This is a genomic window from Roseixanthobacter liquoris, from assembly GCF_043195135.2.
Taxonomy (GTDB): Bacteria; Pseudomonadota; Alphaproteobacteria; order Rhizobiales; family Xanthobacteraceae; genus NCEH01.
Window position 1 is genome coordinate 2,308,903 of sequence record NZ_CM195537.1, and the last position, 18,570, is coordinate 2,327,472.

The window sequence follows — 18,570 nt, forward strand, 5'->3', positions numbered from 1 at the left end:
CTCAGGTCTTCACGCTGGCGAGCATCATGCGCTGGAACGAGCGCACGACGTTCGTGTTGAGAGAGAAGGCGCGGTTCACCTCGTCGGCCTTGAGCATTTCCTGCTCCAGGCTCACGCTGTTGCCGGAATGGTTCACATCCCAGCCGTCGCGCTTGGACACCTTGCTGGTCGGCGCGCCGATGTTGGCGACGTCCATATGCTGGGCCGACGTGCGGTTCATGGACAGATGCGTCTTGTCGAGCACCGCGGTGAAGGGTTCCACATCCGTGGCCTTGAAGCCGGGGGTGTTGGCGTTGGCGATGTTCCCAGAAATGGCGGCCTGACGGACCGACGCCCATTGGGCGTGGCGCGATGCGAGGCTGAACAGAAATAGGGGCTCCAAACCGACCTCCCGGATAACCTGTCCGCAAGCTAGGATCAGAACCTTGCCCCAGGCTGGCGATCGCCGGGCCGGGGATCTATTGCTTGGTGATGCGCATGTCTTCCAGCGCCGCCGCGAAGCAGGCGAGGTCTTCCTCGGGCGAGCCGGTGGCGCGGGCGAAGCGGATCGAATCGATGTCCACGCCGATGGCGAACTGATCGAACACCAGCCGGAAAAAGGCGCTCAGCGTGGCGTGATGCAGCTCCAGGCTCAGGCTCATGACCGGTGCGGTGCCCCATTCGGCGCTGCTGGTCGCCTGGTGCCCGTAGCGCAGGATGCCCGGCTTCAAGGACATTTCCGCCGACGAGGCGAGGATATCGGCGATGATGCTTTCCTGGCCCGCGCTCACATAGGACAGCATCAACCCGGCGTTGGTGAACGCAAGCTCGGTGATGACCTGCTTCAGCGCATTGGCAAGCAGTTTCTCGTATCGCTCGATCTCCGCATGGTCCAGGTGCTGGATCTCGAGGATGTGGGTGCCGTTATGGGCGCGCATTGGGCTTCCTCGAATAAATGAAGTAAAGTATCTTCGCCACCGGGCGATAGAATTCGTTGGGAATCCATTGATCGACCTGGACCGCGTCATACATGGCGCGGGCGAGGGCCCGGTCCTCGATCACGGGAATGTCGTTGCGCTCGGCGATCTCGCGGATTTTCAGCGCGATCAGGTCCATGCCCTTGGCCACCACCAGCGGGGCGCCGCCCTTGGCGCGGTCGTATTGCAGGGCGATGGCGTAGTGGGTGGGGTTGGCGATCACCAGCGAGGCCTTGGGCACATTGGTGAGCATGCGCTGGCGCGCCCGCTGCTGGGCGAGCGCGCGCATGCGTGCCTTCACCATGGGGTCGCCTTCGGCTTGCTTGAACTCGTCCTTCAATTCCTGGTGCGACATGCGCAGATCGGCGCGCCAATGGAAGCGGGACCACGCCAGGTCGGCCCCCACCAGCGTGATCGTCCCGATGCAGACCGCCGAGACAAGGCGCGTGGACAGGGAGAGCACGACGGAGGGAATCAGCAGCGGATCGGAGAACATCGCGTTCACCATCTGATACTGCTGCGAATAAAGCAGGATCGCGCAGACCAGGCCGATGACGAAGAACTTGAACAGCGACTTGCCGAATTCGACATGGCCCTGGGTGCCGAAGATGCGCGACCAGCCTTCGACCGGAGACACCCGCGACCATTTGGGGGTGATACGGTCCAGCACCACGCGCGGCATGTTCTGGAACACGGTCGCCACCACGCCGGCCAGCGCGAGAATGATGACGATGGGCGTGAGGAAGCGCGCCGCCACCATGAGCAGGCTCATCAGCAGATCCACCGCGTCGCCGCTCTCCTCCAGGCGGAAGCCGCCGGGATCGTCGATGAAGCGCGCGAGATCGTCCGCGAGGCGGCGCACGGGGTTCGAGGCGAAGAACGTCAGGCAAAGGAGGATGCCCACCAGGGAGGCGAACAGCGTCACTTCGCGCGAAAACGGCACGTTGCCCTTTTCGACCGCGTCGTTGATCTTCTTTTCGCTCGCCTCTTCTGTCTGGCTCTCCTTGTCCGGGGCTTCAGACATCGGCCGACGCCCTAGCGCACATAAGTGTCTTCCTCATTGCCGGAATTGAGCTCGATTTCGCCGCGCCCGGCCATGTCGAGCGCGAGGTCGGTGACGGTGCGGCGGGCGTCGTGCACGTCGCGCTGGGCCACCGGCTCGCCGCCGCCGAGTTCCTGTTCCACCATCCGGCGCACGCGGGCGCCGAGCGATTGCAGGATGATTTCGCGGAAGTCGAGGTCGGTGCCCTTGAGGGCGAGGATCAGCTTGTCGTTCGGCACCTGGTCGAACAACGCGGTGCGGGCCTTCGGGGTCAGCTTGATGATGTCGTCGAAGGTGAACAGGAGCCCCTTGAGGATCTCGGCGGACTTGGGGCGCGTCGCAGCAAGGCTGTTCAGCACCATATCCATGTCGTCGCGCTCCATCTTGTTGATGATGTCCGCCATGCGCGCATGCGGATCGGCGCCGGCGTTGCGCGAGAAATTCATCATGAAGTCTTCGTGCACGGTCTTTTCGATGACCTGCATGGTGCTGTCGACGATCGGCTTGAAGGTGAGCATGCGCCGCATGATGCCGTTGCGCCTCTCCTCGGGAATAAACCCCATCACCTTGGCGGCGCAGGCCGGCTTCACCTTGGACAGCATCAGCGCCGCGGTCTGCGGGTGCTCCTTCATGATATAAGTGGCGAGCACGTTTTCCGTGACCGTGGAGATGCGATCCCAGATCGTATGGTTGGACGCGCCGCGCAGCTCCAGCATAAGCTCGGCGATCTGCTCCGGCGGCAGTACGCCGGTCAGCAGCCGCTCCACATCCGCCGCCGTGCCGACCAGATTGGCGCCGGCGACGAAATGGGTCGCGAAGTCCTCGATCAGGGTTTCGATCTGCGCGTTGCTGACCGGCTTCAGTTCGGCGATCGAGCGGGTGACAAGCTTGATCTCGTCCGCCTCGAAATGCTTCATGATCCGGTTGGCGACCGGCGCGCCCATGGTCATGAGCAGCGCCGCCACCTTGTCGGTGCCGTGGAGCGGCCGGCTTTTGCTGGCCGCGTAGGAGGGGGATGAGCTGGGCATGGGGCGGCCTTATCAGGCGGTCTCGGGGCCGCTCGGGCCGACGATCTCGGTGAGGGAGACGCCGAAGCGCGAATTGTCGTCCTCCACCACCATCACCTCGCCGCGGGCGATGATGCGTCCGTTCACGACCACGTCCACCGGCTCGCCGACCCGGTGGTCGAGCGGCACGATGGCGCCGCGACCGAGCTTCAGCAGGTTCGACACCGGCATCGAGGCCGAGCCGAGCACCACCTGGAGCAGGACCGGGATGCGCATGACCGATTCCAGGCCGCGCCCGGTGGCGAGGGTCTCCTCGCGCACGCCGCCCACGCGCGCCAGAAGCGCTTCGTCCTGGGCATTGGCGGCGGATTCGTTCAATTCCATTTCATCGACGGGCAGATTGGCCATGGGAACTCCCCCTTTTTGAGTATTGGCGTGGTGGCTTCGTGTATCTTGAAGTAGAGACGTCCTCAGCGGCGCCGTGCGTCGCCGGAGGGCGGGCGCGCGGTCTTGCCCGCTGAAAGCTGCTCGCCGCCGCGGCGGTCGATCTCGTCGATCAGGGCATGGGCCTGGTCGATGCGGGTGGCGAGGAGGATCAGCGTTTCCTTGCCGTCCAGGTCCAGCGTCACCAGCGCGTCGCGCGCCGCGGTTAGGGCGCGCGAGGTGTCCGCGAGCGCCCGCTCGTAATCGGCGTTCAGCACGTCGAGCCGCTGGAGCTTGCGATGGACCATCACCACGCAGACCGTGGTGGCGAGCAGGGCTGCCAGCAGCAGCAGGTCAGCGGGGAAAGAGGTCATTCAGAAATTCCTGTTCTGGGCTGATGAGGTCGTCCACCCGCAGCACGTAGGAGCCTTCCGCCTGGCCGAGGTGGCACCAGAACAGCGGCTGATCCTTGCTCTCCAGCTTGATGCGCGTGCGCGGCGTGGCCTGGAGCTTGATGACCTGCCCGACCTTCAGCTCGGCGATCTCGCCGAGCGGGAAATGCCGCTCCTCCAGGATCGCGCGGACCTTCACCTGGGTGCGATTGACCTCGCCGCGGATCTGCTGCGTCCATTTCGGATCGCGCCCGCTGGATTCCGCCGAGGTGGTGCGCGACAGGGCCTGGCGCATGGGGGTCAGGGCGGATTGCGGGATGATGACGAACATCTCTCCCCCGCGGTTCAGCGCCTGGAGCAGGAATTTCGTGACGATCGCGAGGTTGTTGCGCCGTCCGATCACGGCGAAATCCATCCGGGTTTCCTGGCGCTCGAAGGTGAAGGTCGTGTCGGTCACGGGTGCGAAGCTCGAGCGCAGCACCTTGCTCATCTGCTCGAACAGCAATTGCGCCACGCGCGATTCGATGTTGGAGAAGCTGCGCTCGTCGTCCACCGGCGGCTCGGAGCCGTCGGCGCCGAACAGCACTTCCATCATGGTGAAGATGAAGTCGCGGTCGAAGCCGACGATGATGTGGCTATCCCAGCTCGGGGCGTGGAAAATGCCCGCCACCGCCATGCCCTCGTACATTTCCAGCACGTCGCCGATGCGCCCGCTCTCCACGCTGGAGAGCGAATAATAGGCCTGCGATGCGGCCAGCGTGCGCAGGCTGTCGGCGCAGAACGTGCTCATGCGGTCGAAGATGACGTGCAGCATCGGCAGGCGGTCGAGCGAGAGCCCGGCCGCGTCCAGCAGCATGTCGCGAATGTCCTGGTGCTTGTGTTCGCTCATGGTCAGGCGGCCTGCTGCTGGGGCGCGGAGGAGGAGGACGGCGCGGAGGAGATGACCTCGCTCTCGACCTCATCGATGCTCGGCCGGTCGCCGGCGGAAATGGTCTTGCGGCCGTGTTCCAGCGCGATCGGAGGCAGGGCACCGTTCATGAAGGCGATCAGCGTCTGCTTGGCGATGATGAAGGGCGCGCACTGCTTCTCGCGCGTGATCTTCACCTTATTGGCAAGCGGGCCGAGGATCGCGTAGGACGAATAGATGCCGAAGAAGGTTCCGATCAGCGCCGAGCCGATGTAATGGCCGAGGATTTCCGGCGACTGGTCGATGGCGCCCATGGCCTTCACGATGCCGAGCACCGCCGCGCAGATGCCGAGCGCGGGCAGGCCCTCGGCCACCGTGCTGAGCGCGCCGGCGGGCTTGGTCTTGTGCTTCTTGATGGTGGAGATTTCCTGCTCCATCAGGCCCTCGATCTCGTGCGACTTGGCGTTGCCGATGATGATGAGGCGGGCATAGTCGCAGATGAACTGCGTCAGCTCCTTGTCCTTCAGGATGGTCGGGAAGTGCGCGAACAGGGTGGATTCGCCCGGATTGTCGATATGGGCTTCCACCTCGTTGCGCGGCTTCTGGCGCATGTCGCGCATCAGGGTGTAGAGCAGGCCGAGCAGGGCGATGAAGTCCTTGCGCTTGGGGGCGACCCCCATCGCGCCCTGCATCACCGCCTTGCCCGTGTCCTTGATGGTGGACATGGGATTCGCGATGATGAAGGTGCCGAGGGCGATGCCCCCGATGATCACGTATTCGAAGGGCTGCCACACCACGTCGATGTGACCGCCCATGGCCATGAAGCCGCCGAATGTCGCGACGAGGCCTAGGATGATGCCGATCAGGACGCCCAAGGCGCTTCTCCTCCTGTGCTGTTGAGCGGTGGTACGGCGCGTGGGTTGCGCGAGGCTGGAGTGCGCATGCGCGGCGGCTTGAAGCGGGCCGGCGGCGGGGAAAACATCGCGCGGCGCTGAATGCGCGGGCGCGGCGAGCAAAGGCTCGAGCAAGCTTCCCCGGCCAAGGTCCGGGCGATGCGAAGGGTCGGCGCGCTCGATCAGCCGTCGGCCGCCCGCCCGCAATCGCCCCCGGAGGCAGCCCATGTCGTCAAGCGCCTATGTCGCGCTTTCCGCCCAGATGGCGACGGATCGTCGTCTCGCGACCGTCGCGAACAATATCGCGAATGCGAATACGGCCGGCTTTCGCGCCGAGCAGATCCGTTTCGAGACGCTGGTGTCCGAGGCGGGGGGGCGTTCGGTTGCGTTCACCTCGCCGGGCGAGACCTATACCTCGCTGCGGGCCGGGCCGGTGAGCTACACCGGCAATCCGCTCGACGTCGCCGTGCAAGGGCAGGGCTGGTTCGCGGTGAAGGGGCCGGACGGCACGGCCTACACCCGCGACGGGCGCATGCATCTCGACGACCAGGGCCAGCTGAAGTCCGTCAATAATTACCCGGTGCTCGACAATAGCGGCGGGCCGATCACCCTCAATCCGGCCGCCGGGCCGGTCGGCATCGGCTCGGACGGCAGCATCACCCAGGGCGGCAACACGGTGGGGTCGATCGGGGTGTTCCTCGTTCCGCCCTCGGCCAAGCTCACGCGCGGCGACAATTGCACCGTGATCCCGGACGCACCGGCAGAGCCGGTCCGCGATTTCACCCACAACAAGGTCGCGCAGGGCTATGTGGAGGGCTCGAATGTCGATCCCATCATGGAGATGACGCGCCTCATCCTGGTGCAGCGCGCGTTCGAGGAAGCGGCGACCGCCGTTCAGCAGAGCGAAAGCGGCACGGATTCGGCCATCCGCACCCTCGGCCCCACATGATCGCCCGCGCTTCCTGTCGCCCGCACGCGAGGACCCGCCCATGAATGCCCTGCTGAAGCTGCGCGCGAGCCTCGAGTCCGGGCTGGAGGACAGCCCGCCGGTGCGCATCGGCGGCGTCGTGCGCGAGGTGGCGCCGACCCATTTTCGCGTCTGCGGCCTGTCGCATCTGGTGAAGCTCGGCGAGCGCGTCGGCATCGACGTGGACGGGCGCATGCGCATCGGCGAAGTGGTGCGCGTGGACGATGCGGGCGCCGTGGTGAAGCCGTTCGACGAACGCGCCAGCATCGGCGTCGGCGCCACGGCCTATCGCATCGGTCCGCTCACCCTGGCCCCGGATGCCAGCTGGAAGGGGCGGGTGGTGAACGCGCTCGGCGTGCCGCTCGACGACCACGGGCCGCTGATCCGCGGGGCGATGCGGATGCCGCTGGATGCCGAGCCGCCGGCCGCCATGAGCCGCAACCGCATCGAAAAGCCGCTGCGCACCGGGGTGCGGGTGATCGACATCTCCACCCCCATCTGCGAGGGCCAGCGCATCGGTATATTTGCCGGCTCAGGTGTTGGTAAGTCGACTCTGCTGTCCATGTTCGCCGGCTGTTCCGGCTTCGATACGGTGGTGGTCGCCCTGGTGGGCGAGCGCGGCCGCGAGGTGCGCGAATTCCTCGAAGGCCCGCTGGCGCCCAATCGCGACAAGGCGGTGGTCGTGGTCTCCACCAGCGACGAAAGCCCCATGATGCGCCGTCTCGCGCCCCAGGCGGCGCTCGGCATCGCCGAATATTTCCGCGATCAGGGCGAATCGGTCCTGCTGATCGTGGATTCCGTCACCCGCTACGCCCATGCGGCGCGGGACGTGGCGCTGGCCGCCGGCGAACCGGCGGTGGCGCGCGGCTACGCGCCGAGCGTGTTCTCCACCTTGCCGAAGCTGCTGGAGCGCGCCGGCCCGGGTCCAAGGGGGGCGGGCAGCATCTCCGGCGTGTTCTCGGTGCTGGTGGACGGCGACGACCACAACGACCCCGTCGCCGATGCCATCCGCGGCACGCTCGACGGACATATCGTGCTCGACCGCGCGATCGCCGACCAGGGCCGCTTCCCCGCTGTCAACGTGCTCGGCTCCATCTCGCGCCTCGCCGATCTGGTCTGGACGCGGCCGGAGCGCGACCTCGTGCAGAAGCTCAAGGGCATGATCGCACGGTTCGAGGATACGCGGGACCTGCGGCTGATGGGCGGCTATCAGCCCGGCAGCGATCTCGACCTCGACCGGGCGGTGGACCTGGTGCCGCGGATCTACGACTGCCTGCGCCAGGATCCCCATTCCCCGCCCAGCATCGACCCGTTCCGGGAACTGGCCGAGGCGATCCAGGGCTGAGGCCCGGCAGTTTCACACAAGCTAAGTTTGATCAGATGGCCCGAGGGGTGAAAGCCCAAGGCAAGCCCAAGCCGTTCCGGCGTCGCGCCAAATCGAGGACAGAGATACATGAGCCTTTATGGAATGCTGCGCACGAGCGTGTCCGGAATGAATGCCCAGTCGAACCTGCTGGGCACGGTTTCCGACAACATCGCCAATTCCGGCACCACCGGCTACAAGAGTTCCTCTACGGAATTCTCCTCGCTGCTGCTTCAGACTGAAGCGACCTCCTACGAGCCCGGCTCCGTGGTCACCGATGTGCGCCACGCCATCAGCCAGCAGGGCAACCTCTCCTATTCCGGCACGTCCACGGACCTTGCGGTGCAGGGCAACGGCTTCTTCATGGTGCAGGACCGCTCCGGCCAGACGCTGCTAACGCGCGCCGGCGGGTTCCAGGTGGACGCCGCCACCGGCAACCTCACCAACAGCGCCGGCCTGACGCTGATGGGGTACGACATCGCCAACGGCAAGAGCCCGAACGTGGTGCTGAACGGTGCCGGCGGGCTTGCGCCGATCAACCTCCAGAACACCAAGCTGGCCGCCAATCCCTCGACGACCGGCGCGTTCGCGGCCAACCTGCCGTCCAACGCGGCGGTTGTCTCCGCGCCGACGGCGGGGGCCAATTCATCGCGACGCCGTTCATCACCGCGGGCGGCATGCTGCTGCTCTACGCGAGCATGGACCAGTTGCTTGCGGGGTTCATGATGGCGTTCAGCCAATGGCTGGCGGCCGGGTAGGGGAGGGCAGCAGCGCATGCAGGACCGCCGGGCAGCCACCAGGCGCATTGTCGCCGTGCGGGCGCAGATGCACCGCACCGCCGAATGGGAACTCGCCCGCATCCGCCGCGAGCAGGCGGAGCTGGAGCAAAATCGCGCCGGCGTCATGGAGACGCTGAACAGCACCCTGTTCGGCCCACTCCTGGTGGACATGGTCTCGCGCACCTTGAAGCGCCTCTCGCTGGAGGCGACGCGCCTCGCCGCCGACGCGGAGGCCCAGGCCGAGCGCGTGCAGGCGCAGGCCTTCGCGCTCAAGCGGGCCGAGCGCATGGCCGAGCGGGTGGAGCGCGAGACGCGCGCGCATGAGGACCGTAAGGCCTTTCAGGAACTGGCGGAATCCGCCGCGTTGCGGCCCGGCGCGGCGGCGTCGAAGGATGCAAGCCTCACATAAGCAAGTCCCCGCAAACTGCCCTGATCGAAACACCGTTGATGATCGGGCCATGGGCATTCAACTCACCACAGATATTGTGATGGACGTGGTCAAGGCCGGGAATCCGGCCCGTACCCAGAAGATCACGTCGAACCTCAAGGCGCTCGGTTCCGGCTTCTCCCAGGCGATGAGCCAGGAGGGAGCCGTCGGGGCCGCGAACGGGCTGGCTTACGCGCCCACGTCCACCGTCGGGCTTCAGAACGCGACCGCGTTGACGAAGACCGCCGCCTCCGGACCGGCCGCCGCCGCCCATCGGCGCTTCGAGAGCATGGTCCTCTCGCAATTCGTCCAATCCATGCTGCCGAGCAAGGCCGCCGCCGTCTATGGCAGCGGCAATGCCGGGCAGATCTGGAAGTCCATGCTGGCCGAGAAGGTCGCCGACCAGGTGGCCAAGCATGGCGGCATCGGCATCGCGGATCGCCTCGCGTCCGCCCAGGCGCGGCTCACGGCGTCGGCCGTCGCCGCGTCTTCGCCCGCGGTCGCCTCCGCGACCGTCCCCGGCGCCGCGGCCTGAGGATGCGCCAGATGAGACACGACGAGTCCACCGCCCTGCCGCGTCTGCTGAGCCCGGAAGGCCCCGCGCGCGATACCATGATCGCGGCCCTCGACCGGCTCGAGGAGATCATCGACCAGGAAACCGGCTCGCTTGAAGCTCATCTGCCGATCGACCTGCACGAGGTGAACCGCCGCAAGAGCCGCAGCCTGCTGGAGTTGAGCCGCGCCAGCCGGGCGCTGCCCCGCGAGCCCGACCCGGCGGTCGCGCTCCGCCTTGGAACGGTGCGGGAGAAGCTGGCCCGCAATCTCTATCTGCTTTCCATCAACCTCGCGGCCTCGCAGGAAATCAGCGGCATCCTCGCCACGGCCCTGCGCGACGCGGAATCCGACGGCACCTATTCCAGCGCGCTCTCCAGGGACGGGGTCTGAGCGATGGTGCGCTTCATCATCATCGGCCTGTGGGTGTGCGTGGTCGCGCTCGGCTCCAGCTACGGCGCGGCCTATTGGGCGGCCGGAGCGGCCAAGGCGAAGTCCAGCGAACCCTATATGCCGGGGCTCGAATACAAGCGCCTTCCGCCGATCACCGTGCCGATGATCATCGACGGCCAGGTCAAAGGCTATGTGCTCGCCAGGCTGGTGTTCACCGCCGATGCGACCACCCTGCGCCAGCTGCCGCTGGATCCGGCGATCTTCGTCGTAAACGACGCCTTCTCCGAGATCTACAACAACGGCCGGGTCGATACCGGAAAACTATCGAAATACAATATCAAGGACATGATGGATCGCATCAAGGCGAACACGAATGCGCATTTGAACGGCGATGTCATTCAAGAAGTGCTCGTCGATTCCATAAATTACATCGACAAGACCGACATGCGAGCCGCAGCCGGCAGCAACGCCCCTGTAAAACCGACAGAATCCGCCGCGCCGCCGAAGGCAGCGCACTAGCAATACGAGGCCGAACCGTGAAGATCATTGGGAAAATCTACAGCATCGTCGGTGTGCTCGGGTGCGCGACGGCGCTCGTGTGCATGGTCTCCCTCTGGGGGTTGAACCGTGAGGCGGACATCTCCGCGAGCTTCGCGCAGGCATCCCACCGGGCGTTCCTCACCGAGCGGCTCAACGGCGAAGTGACCGCCGTGGTGATGGAATCGCGCGGCCTGTACATGGCGGCGGACCAGACGGCCGCCAAGGCCTTCGCCGCCGGCCTCCTGAAGTCCCTCGACAAGATCGATGCGATGACGGCCGAGCTGAAGGCCACGACGCCGCCCGCCGACGCCGCCACCTTCGCCCGCGTCGTCGCCGATCTCGCCAAGTTCCGCGAATTTCGCGCCGAGACCGCGCGGCTTGCGGTGAGCGAGGGGCCGGCGGCCGCGAACCTCCAGGGCAACACCGACGCCAACCGCAACAACCGCAAGGCCTTGCAGGAATCCCTGCGGGCCTTCACATCGGCGATCGAGAACACGCTGGCGCCCATGCGCGCCGAGCAGGAATCCGTGCAGAGCAACGTCCGGGCGACGGTCATCGCGATCTTCGTCATCGGCCTCGCGATCGGCCTCGCGATCGCCCTGTACATCGGCAATCGCATGCTCAGCGGTCCCATCATCCGCGTCTCCCGCACGCTGCACGAACTCGCGTCCGGCAAGCTCGACGTCGCCCTGGAGCAGCCGCGGACGCGAGATGAGATCGCCGACCTGTGGAACAGCACCAAGCAATTGGTGGCGAAGCTGCGGGCCGCCGAGGATCTGCGCTCGCAGCAGGACGTCGCCGCCGCCCAGGCCGAAACCGACAAGCGCGCCGCCATGGAGCGCCTCGCGGACCAGTTCGACGCCGAGGTTTCCGGCGTGGTGCGCACCGTGGCCGACGCCGTCACCCTGCTGGAGCGCAACGCCAGCTCCATGAGCAGCTCGGCCGCCGAGACCAGCCGCCAGTCCACCATCGTCGCCGCCGCCGCCGAGGAGGCGACCGGCAACGTGCAGACCGCCGCCTCCGCCGCCGAGGAGCTTGCCGCCTCGGTGCGCGAGATCGGCGCCCAGGTCTCTTCCGCGGCGAAGATCGCGGGTGAAGCCACCGACCAGGCCAGCGAGACCGCCGAAGTGGTGCGGGGCCTCGCCGCCAGCGCCGCGCGCATCGGGCAGGTGGTGAACCTCATCACCGACATCGCCTCGCAGACCAACCTGCTGGCGCTGAACGCCACCATCGAGGCGGCCCGGGCCGGGGAAGCCGGCCGCGGCTTCGCCGTGGTGGCCCAGGAGGTGAAGACCCTGGCGGAACAGACCTCGAAGGCCACCGACGAGATTTCCGCGCAGATCTCCGCCGTCCAGGGGGCCACCAATGAGGTGGTGCGCGCCATCGAGGGCATTTCCGGCACCATCCGCCGCATCGACGAAATCTCCACGGCCATCGCCACCTCCATCGAGGAGCAAGGCGCGGCGACCGGCGAGATCGCGAAGAACGTCCATCAGGCGGCGCGGGGAACGCAGGAGGTGTCCTCCAGCATCACCCAGGTCAGCTCGGTTGCCGCCACCACCGGCAAGGTCTCCGGCGACATCGTTCACGCCGCCACCGATCTGTCCTCGCAGGCCGCGACCCTGCGCCGGCAGGTGAACATCTTCATCGAGCGCGTGCGCGCGGCCTGATCGGCCCCGCCGTCTCCCGCGGGCAGCGGCCTTGCCGCTTCCCGTGATCGAAACCCGAGGCCGGCGATCCGGCCTCCCCCGTGTGCGCGTGCCAACCCCGCCGCTGTTCCGGCGGGCCCCGGCGGTGCCGCGGATTGCCTGAACTGCCTGTCTTCGACCCGGAGTTGAACCCCATGGACGATCTGCTGCGAGAGTTCCTGACTGAGACGAATGAGAGCCTCGACGTTGCGGACGTCGAGTTGGTGAAGTTCGAGCAGGACCCGAACAACGCTCAGATTCTCAACAACATCTTCCGCCTCGTGCATACGATGAAGGGCACCTGCGGCTTCATCGGCCTGTCGCGCCTCGCAACCCTCGCCCATGCCGCCGAAACCCTGATGGACCAGTTCCGCCAGGGCATTCCGGTGACCACCGAGGCGGTCGACCTGGTGCTGATCACGGTGGACCGGATCAAGGAAATCCTGGTGGAGATCGAGGCGTCGGAGGGCACCGAGCCGCCCGGTTCGGATGAGGACCTGATCTCCCAGCTCGACGCGCTCTCCGCAGCTCCCGCCGCCGCCATCGCCGTGCCGCCCCCGGCCCCGCCGGCGCCCCCGGCGCCTGTCGCGGCCCCCGTCGTCGCGCCGGTTTCCGCGCCCGCAAAATCGGGCCTGAACGGCGCCGCACCCGTCAGCGAGCCCAAGCCGGGCGTGGCGGCGGTGATGCAGCAGCTGGAACGCGCCCTGAAGCCCGGCGAGGTCTCGCTGGATGAGCTGGAGCGGGTGTTCCGCGAAACCGCCGTCGAGGTGCCCGCCGCCCGCGCCAAGCTCGTCGAACTCGACAATGCGAAGGCCGCCACCGCCGTCCCGTCCGCCGCCCCCGCGCCGGCCGCCGCGCTGCCTGCGGTGCACGATGGCGCGCACACGCCCGCCGCCGAGCACGATGCCAAGGGCGCGCGCGCCGAAGACCATGCGCTGAGCGTCTCCAACCAGTCCATCCGCGTCAACGTGACCTTGCTCGAACACCTGATGACCATGGTGTCCGAACTCGTTCTGACGCGGAACCAGTTGCTTGAAATCGCCCGCCGCGACGAAAGCTCCGATTTCAAGGTCGCCCTCCAGCGGCTCTCCAACGTGACCGGCGAGTTGCAGGGCGCGATCATGCGCACCCGCATGCAGCCCATCGGCAATGCCTGGCAGAAGCTGCCGCGCATCGTGCGCGACCTCGCGCAGGAGCTGGGCAAGCATATCGAGCTGGAGCAGATCGGCGCGGAAACCGAGCTGGACCGGCAGGTGCTGGAGCAGATCAAGGATCCGCTCACCCACATGGTGCGCAATTCCGCCGACCACGGGCTGGAGAGCACCGAGGAACGCCGCCGCGCGGGCAAGCCCGACAAGGGCACGATCCGCCTCTCCGCCTATCACCAGGGCGGCCATGTCATCGTCGAGATCTCCGACGACGGCAAGGGCCTGGATGTGGCGCGGATCAAGGCCAAGGCCCTGGAAAACGGCCTCGCGACCGCTGCCGAACTGGCCAAGATGCCGGATTCGCAGGTGTTCCGCTTCATCTTCGCCGCCGGCTTCTCCACCGCCGCGAAGATCACCAACGTATCCGGCCGGGGCGTCGGCATGGATGTGGTGCGCAGCAATATCGAGGTGATCGGCGGGGCGGTGGACGTCACCTCCCGTCCCGGCGCCGGCTGCACCTTCACGATCAAGATTCCGCTCACCCTCGCCATCGTCCCGGCCCTGATCGTCGAGGCCATGGACGAGCGGTTCGCCCTGCCGCAGAGCTCGGTGGTGGAGCTGGTGCGCGTGCAGCCCAATTCCTTCCACCAGGTGAAGCGCCTGAAGGATGCGCCGGTGCTGTGCCTGCGCGAAAAGCTGCTGCCCATCGTGCCGCTCGCGCAATTGCTCGGCATCGCCGACGAGAGCAAGGAGCAGAGTTTCGACGATGCGCTGATCGTCGTGCTCCAGGTCGGCAACCAATTGTTCGGCGTGGTGGTGGATGCGGTTTCCCACACCGAGGAAATCGTCGTGAAGCCCATGGCCTCGGTGCTGCGCCAGCTGCCCATGGTGTCGGGCAGCACCATCCTGGGCGACGGCCGGGTGATCATGATCGTTGACCCGGTCGGCCTCGCCAAGGTCGCCGCCTCGCCCGACGAGACCCTCGGCTCCGACCTGCACAACACGGCCGCCGCCGCGACCGCCGCGCAGGGTCACACGACGCCGCTGCTGCTGATCCGCGCCGGCTCGCAGGAGCTGAAGGCGGTGCCGCTGTCGCTGGTGACGCGCCTCGAAGAGCTGGAGGCGAACAAGCTGGAGCATGTGAACGGCCATCCGGTGATCCAGTATCGCGGGGCGCTGATCCCGATCGTCTATGTCAACGAGAAGGTGAAGCGCGCCGCCACCGGCACCCAGCCCATGCTGATCTTCTCGGACGAGGGCCAGACCATGGGCCTGGTGGTCGACGAGATCGTGGACGTGGTGGATGCCCACCTGGACATGCAGTTGTCCTCGGACGCCGAGAACCTGCTGGGCGCGGCGATCATCGACGGCCAGGCCGCCGAGATCCTCGATGTCGGCCATTATATCGACCAGGCCTTCGGCAGCTGGTTCAAGCGGCTCGCCGGCACGCGCGACAAGCCCGGCGGCAAGCTGCTGGTGGTGGATGACAGCGCCTTCTATCGCAACCTCATCGAGCCGGTGCTGAAGGGCAACGGCTTCGAGGTGACCGCCTGCGGCTCGGCGCGCGAGGCGCTGGACCGGCTCGGCGGCGAAACCCGCTTCGACATCATCGTCAGCGACGTGGAGATGCCCGGCATGGACGGCTTCCAGTTCGCCCAGGCGGTGCGCGGCGATCCGCAGATCCGCAACGTGCCGATCATCGCTTTGGCGAGCGAGGGTGCCTACGACCTGGTGGAACGCGGCCGTGCCGCTGGGTTCACCGACTATATCGCCAAGTCCGATCGCGCGGGCCTGATCGCCGCGCTCAAGGAATTCACCGGCGCCATCCACGGAGAAGCGGCATGAGCCAGCACGTCGTCATCAAGCAGGACGTGAGCCCCGGCGGCTCGCAGTTCGTCACCGTCCGCATCGGGCCGCAATTGTTCGGCCTGCCCATCGAGGCGGTGCAGGAAGTGTTCGTGCCCGACCACATCACCCATGTGCCGCTCTGCATTCCGCAGATCGAGGGGGTGCTGAACCTGCGCGGCCGCATCGTCACCATGGTGAACATGCGCCGCCTGCTGGGCCTGCCCGACGGCGGACGCGCGAGCATGGCCGTCGGCATCGAGCACAAGGGGGAATCCTACGGCCTCATCATCGATTCCATGGGCGAGGTGATGATGCTCGACCACGCCTCGCGCGAGGCCAATCCCACCAACCTCGACCCGCAATGGGCCGGTCTTGCGACCGGCGTCCATCGCCTGCCGAGCGAGCTTCTGCTGGTGCTGGATGTCGAACTCGCCCTGGCACGCCTCACCACCGACCGCGCGGCGTGACGCCCGGCCGACCGACAGGATGAACCCATGAAGACTTGCCTTGTGGTCGATGATTCCGGCGTCGTGCGCAAAGTCGCGCGGCGGATGCTGGAAGACTTGTCCTTCAGCGTGACCGAAGCGGCGAACGGGCAGGAAGCCCTCGCGGCCTGCGATATCGCCTTGCCCGACGTCATCTTGCTGGACTGGAACATGCCGGTGGTGGATGGCCTCGGCTTCCTCACGCGGCTGCGGTCGCGGCCGGCGGGCATGCTCCCGCGGGTGATCTTCTGCTCGACCGAGAACGATCCCGATCACATCTCGACGGCGATCGCCGCCGGCGCGAACGAATACATCATGAAACCTTTCGATTCCGATCTGCTTCGCGAGAAGCTGGAGGAAGTCGGCGCATTGGAAAAGGCCGTGACATGAGCCCGCAGCTGCTGACGACCCCGGGGGCCCCGCCCGCCGGCGGGCCGATACGCGTGATGATCGTGGACGATTCCGTGTTCGTCCGCGGCATTATTTCCAGCTGGCTGGACGGCGACAAGAGCTTCGAGGTCGTGGCGACCCATTCCAATGGGAAGCGTGCGGCCGACGACGTCGTCCGCGCCGCGCCCGATGCCATCATCCTCGATCTCGAAATGCCCGAGATGGACGGCCTCACCGCCCTGCCGCTGATCCTGGAGCGCCGGCCCAACACGGTGGTGCTCGTCGCCTCCGCGCTCACCCGGCGCGGGGCCGAGATCAGCCTCAAGGCGTTGAACCTCGGCGCCGCCGATTATCTCGCCAAGCCCGATGCGGGGCGCGGCAACATCGCGGCGGAGGAATTCCGTACCGAGCTGCTGGGCAAGCTGCGCGGGCTGGTGGATCGCGCGCGCCGGCGGAGCGTGTCGTCGTCCGCCGCCGCGGCCTCCGCGCGCCCGGCGACGGCGCAGGTGGCGGTCTCCTCCCCCGCCTTCGCCACCGCCACCGCGCCGGCCACCGCGCCGATGGCCAAGGCCCCGGCAGCCCCGGCAGCGCCCCAGGCGCCGGCGCTCGCACGGCCCGCCGTCTCCACCGCCCCGGCCGGCGCCGCCGGGACAGGCGCGGCGCAGAAGACGGTGCGCAAGCGGCCCTATTCCATGTCGCCCGTCGAGATCATCGCGGTCGGCAGTTCCACCGGCGGCCCGCAGGCGCTGACGCGCATCTTCAGCGATTTCGGCCCGGCCATCGCCAATGTGCCGGTGGTGATTGCCCAGCACATGCCGCCCACCTTCACCGCGATCCTGGCCGAGCACGTGGGGCGCGCGGCGGCCCGCACCGCCGGCGAGGGCGTGGACGGAGAGATCCTCAAGCCGGGCCGCATCTATGTGGCGCCCGGCGGCAAGCACATGGTGGTCGCCAAGTCGGGCAGCGACACCGTGATCCGCCTGTCGGACGGGCCGCCGGTGAACTTCTGCAAGCCCGCCGTCGATCCGCTGTTCGACAGCGTGGCGGCGATCTACGGCGCCCATGTGCTCGCCATCGTGCTCACCGGCATGGGCAGCGACGGGTCCAAGGGCGCGGGCGTGATCGCCGATGCCGGCGGCAGCGTGATCGTGCAGGACGAGGAATCCAGCGTCGTCTGGGGCATGCCCGGGGCCACGTATGCGGCCGGCAATGCCAGCGAACTGATTTCAGTGAGTAATATCGGCGCCAAGGTCACGCGCCTGCTGATGGGGGGACGGGCATGATCTCAGCAGTCGATTTCGAGTCGGTTTCCAGGTTCCTGAAGCTTCATTCCGGGCTGATCCTCGGAAGCGACAAGCAGTATCTGCTGGAAAGCCGCCTTCTGCCCCTGCTGCGGAAGTTCGAGCTCGCCGATTTCGCGCGCCTGGCCTCGATCATTCGCGATCAGCCGTCGGGCGTCATCGCCGAGGCGGTGCTGGAGGCGATGACCACCAATGAATCGCTGTTCTTCCGCGACAAGTCGCCGTTCGAGCATTTCACCAAGATCATGCTGCCGAAGCTGAACGCGACGCGCCGGCCCGGCGATCCGTTGCGCATCTGGTGCGCCGCCGCCTCCACCGGGCAGGAGCCCTATTCGATCGCCATGCTGCTGCTGGAGAACCCCCACCTCACGGGCGGGCGGCGGGTGGAGATCGTCGGCACCGACCTGTCCGGCGAGGTGCTGGACCGGGCGCGGCAGGGACGCTACACCCAGTTCGAGGTGCAGCGCGGCATGCCGGTGCAATTGCTTCTCAAATACTTCGAGAAGGATGGCGAAAATTGGCAGGTGAAGTCGGACCTGCGGTCCATGGTGGATTATCGCAAGCTCAACCTTCTGCACAATTTCAGCCATCTCGGCGTGTTCGACATCGTGTTCTGCCGCAACGTGCTGATCTATTTCGACGCCGCCACCAAGCGGGACATCCTCGGCCGCGTCGCCCGCGTCCTCCGTCCGGACGGCTATCTGCTGCTGGGCGGGGCCGAGACCGTGCTGGGGCTTTCCGATGCCTTCCGCTCGGTGCCGTCGCAGCCGGGCTTTTACGTGCCGAACGTGCCGGCCATGGCGGGCGCCTAGGCGACCTCGCGCGGCCGCCGCGATCCGTCGGAGAAGAGAAGGGCGCCCGAAAGGGCGCCTTTTTTCATGCGTGCGGCCCTGCGTGGGCATGGCCCTGCGTGCGCGCGGCTCTTGCGTGGGCGTGGCTCTTGCGCGGGGGCGGTCCTCGCAGGGCGCGTGGCTTGCCTCGGAGCCGGCCCGATGCCGCGCCCGGCCGATCCCGGGGAGGGCGCCAGGGGACTCCTGGGGGATGCCGACGCGCGCGGCGCGGCTTCGGC

General features: G+C 67.0%; 21 protein-coding genes. 13 read left to right on the forward strand and 8 right to left on the reverse strand.

Annotation, left to right across the window (positions count from 1 at the left end; all coding sequences use genetic code 11):
• Position 1: 1 nt before the first annotated feature.
• The 8 genes from flgB to motA all read right to left on the reverse strand — a co-directional run bounded on the left by flgB (position 2) and on the right by motA (position 5,602).
• Entirely contained in the window at positions 2-382 is a 381-nt protein-coding gene (gene flgB / locus V5F84_RS10170) for a flagellar basal body rod protein FlgB (RefSeq protein ID WP_394042709.1), read from the reverse strand.
• A gap of 76 nt (positions 383-458) precedes the next feature.
• Positions 459-917 (reverse strand): BspJ family T4SS effector nucleomodulin, encoded by a 459-nt coding sequence (locus tag V5F84_RS10175; protein WP_394042708.1) that lies wholly within the window; start codon positions 915-917, stop codon positions 459-461.
• The gene (gene flhB / locus V5F84_RS10180) at positions 904-1,980 is read right to left on the reverse strand and encodes a flagellar biosynthesis protein FlhB (RefSeq protein ID WP_394042707.1); all 1,077 of its coding nucleotides are present in this window, start codon (positions 1,978-1,980) and stop codon (positions 904-906) included. Before flhB ends, V5F84_RS10175 begins: the two co-directional genes overlap by 14 nt.
• A gap of 11 nt (positions 1,981-1,991) precedes the next feature.
• Positions 1,992-3,026 carry a flagellar motor switch protein FliG gene (locus tag V5F84_RS10185; protein ID WP_394042705.1) on the reverse strand — a complete coding sequence of 345 codons (1,035 nt, stop codon included), beginning with the start codon at positions 3,024-3,026 and terminating at the stop codon, positions 1,992-1,994.
• Between the two features lie 12 nt (positions 3,027-3,038).
• Positions 3,039-3,413 (reverse strand): flagellar motor switch protein FliN, encoded by a 375-nt coding sequence (fliN, locus tag V5F84_RS10190; protein ID WP_394042704.1) that lies wholly within the window; start codon positions 3,411-3,413, stop codon positions 3,039-3,041.
• Positions 3,414-3,475: 62 nt separating this feature from the next.
• Positions 3,476-3,802 carry a hypothetical protein gene (locus V5F84_RS10195; protein WP_394042703.1) on the reverse strand — a complete coding sequence of 109 codons (327 nt, stop codon included), beginning with the start codon at positions 3,800-3,802 and terminating at the stop codon, positions 3,476-3,478.
• Complete coding sequence (locus tag V5F84_RS10200; protein WP_394042702.1) at positions 3,783-4,709, reverse strand: flagellar motor switch protein FliM; 927 nt, start codon at positions 4,707-4,709, stop codon at positions 3,783-3,785. Before V5F84_RS10200 ends, V5F84_RS10195 begins: the two co-directional genes overlap by 20 nt.
• A 2-nt stretch (positions 4,710-4,711) precedes the next feature.
• A complete protein-coding gene (gene motA / locus V5F84_RS10205; RefSeq protein ID WP_394042701.1) occupies positions 4,712-5,602 on the reverse strand; it encodes a flagellar motor stator protein MotA in 891 nt (296 codons plus the stop codon).
• Positions 5,603-5,846: 244 nt separating this feature from the next.
• On the opposite strand from motA, the gene flgF reads away from it, so the two are divergent.
• The 13 genes from flgF to V5F84_RS10270 all read left to right on the forward strand — a co-directional run bounded on the left by flgF (position 5,847) and on the right by V5F84_RS10270 (position 18,313).
• Positions 5,847-6,569, forward strand: coding sequence for a flagellar basal-body rod protein FlgF (gene flgF, locus V5F84_RS10210; protein WP_394042700.1), 723 nt, complete (start codon positions 5,847-5,849; stop codon positions 6,567-6,569).
• A 40-nt stretch (positions 6,570-6,609) separates the two neighbouring features.
• Positions 6,610-7,932, forward strand: a complete 1,323-nt coding sequence (gene fliI, locus V5F84_RS10215; protein ID WP_394042699.1) for a flagellar protein export ATPase FliI — start codon at positions 6,610-6,612, stop codon at positions 7,930-7,932.
• Between the two features lie 108 nt (positions 7,933-8,040).
• Positions 8,041-8,676, forward strand: coding sequence for a flagellar hook-basal body complex protein (locus tag V5F84_RS10220; RefSeq protein WP_394042698.1), 636 nt, complete (start codon positions 8,041-8,043; stop codon positions 8,674-8,676).
• Between the two features lie 48 nt (positions 8,677-8,724).
• Positions 8,725-9,138: a hypothetical protein gene (locus tag V5F84_RS10225; RefSeq protein WP_394042697.1), complete on the forward strand. Its 414-nt coding sequence runs from the start codon at positions 8,725-8,727 to the stop codon at positions 9,136-9,138.
• A gap of 49 nt (positions 9,139-9,187) precedes the next feature.
• The gene (locus V5F84_RS10230; RefSeq protein ID WP_394042696.1) at positions 9,188-9,691 is read left to right on the forward strand and encodes a rod-binding protein; all 504 of its coding nucleotides are present in this window, start codon (positions 9,188-9,190) and stop codon (positions 9,689-9,691) included.
• A gap of 11 nt (positions 9,692-9,702) precedes the next feature.
• Complete coding sequence (locus tag V5F84_RS10235) at positions 9,703-10,101, forward strand: hypothetical protein (protein WP_394042695.1); 399 nt, start codon at positions 9,703-9,705, stop codon at positions 10,099-10,101.
• A 3-nt stretch (positions 10,102-10,104) separates the two neighbouring features.
• On the forward strand, positions 10,105-10,620 hold the full coding sequence (locus V5F84_RS10240; RefSeq protein WP_394042694.1) for a hypothetical protein: 516 nt from the start codon (positions 10,105-10,107) through the stop codon (positions 10,618-10,620).
• Positions 10,621-10,637: 17 nt separating this feature from the next.
• Positions 10,638-12,311 (forward strand): methyl-accepting chemotaxis protein, encoded by a 1,674-nt coding sequence (locus V5F84_RS10245; protein ID WP_394042693.1) that lies wholly within the window; start codon positions 10,638-10,640, stop codon positions 12,309-12,311.
• A 173-nt stretch (positions 12,312-12,484) separates the two neighbouring features.
• Positions 12,485-15,322: a hybrid sensor histidine kinase/response regulator gene (locus V5F84_RS10250; RefSeq protein ID WP_394042692.1), complete on the forward strand. Its 2,838-nt coding sequence runs from the start codon at positions 12,485-12,487 to the stop codon at positions 15,320-15,322.
• A complete protein-coding gene (locus V5F84_RS10255; RefSeq protein ID WP_394042691.1) occupies positions 15,319-15,792 on the forward strand; it encodes a chemotaxis protein CheW in 474 nt (157 codons plus the stop codon). The genes V5F84_RS10250 and V5F84_RS10255 overlap by 4 nt, the downstream gene beginning before the upstream one ends.
• A gap of 27 nt (positions 15,793-15,819) precedes the next feature.
• Positions 15,820-16,200, forward strand: coding sequence for a response regulator (locus tag V5F84_RS10260; protein ID WP_394042690.1), 381 nt, complete (start codon positions 15,820-15,822; stop codon positions 16,198-16,200).
• Complete coding sequence (locus V5F84_RS10265) at positions 16,197-17,483, forward strand: protein-glutamate methylesterase/protein-glutamine glutaminase (RefSeq protein ID WP_394042689.1); 1,287 nt, start codon at positions 16,197-16,199, stop codon at positions 17,481-17,483. The genes V5F84_RS10260 and V5F84_RS10265 overlap by 4 nt, the downstream gene beginning before the upstream one ends.
• A complete protein-coding gene (locus tag V5F84_RS10270; protein WP_394042688.1) occupies positions 17,480-18,313 on the forward strand; it encodes a CheR family methyltransferase in 834 nt (277 codons plus the stop codon). The genes V5F84_RS10265 and V5F84_RS10270 overlap by 4 nt, the downstream gene beginning before the upstream one ends.
• Positions 18,314-18,570: the final 257 nt, after the last annotated feature.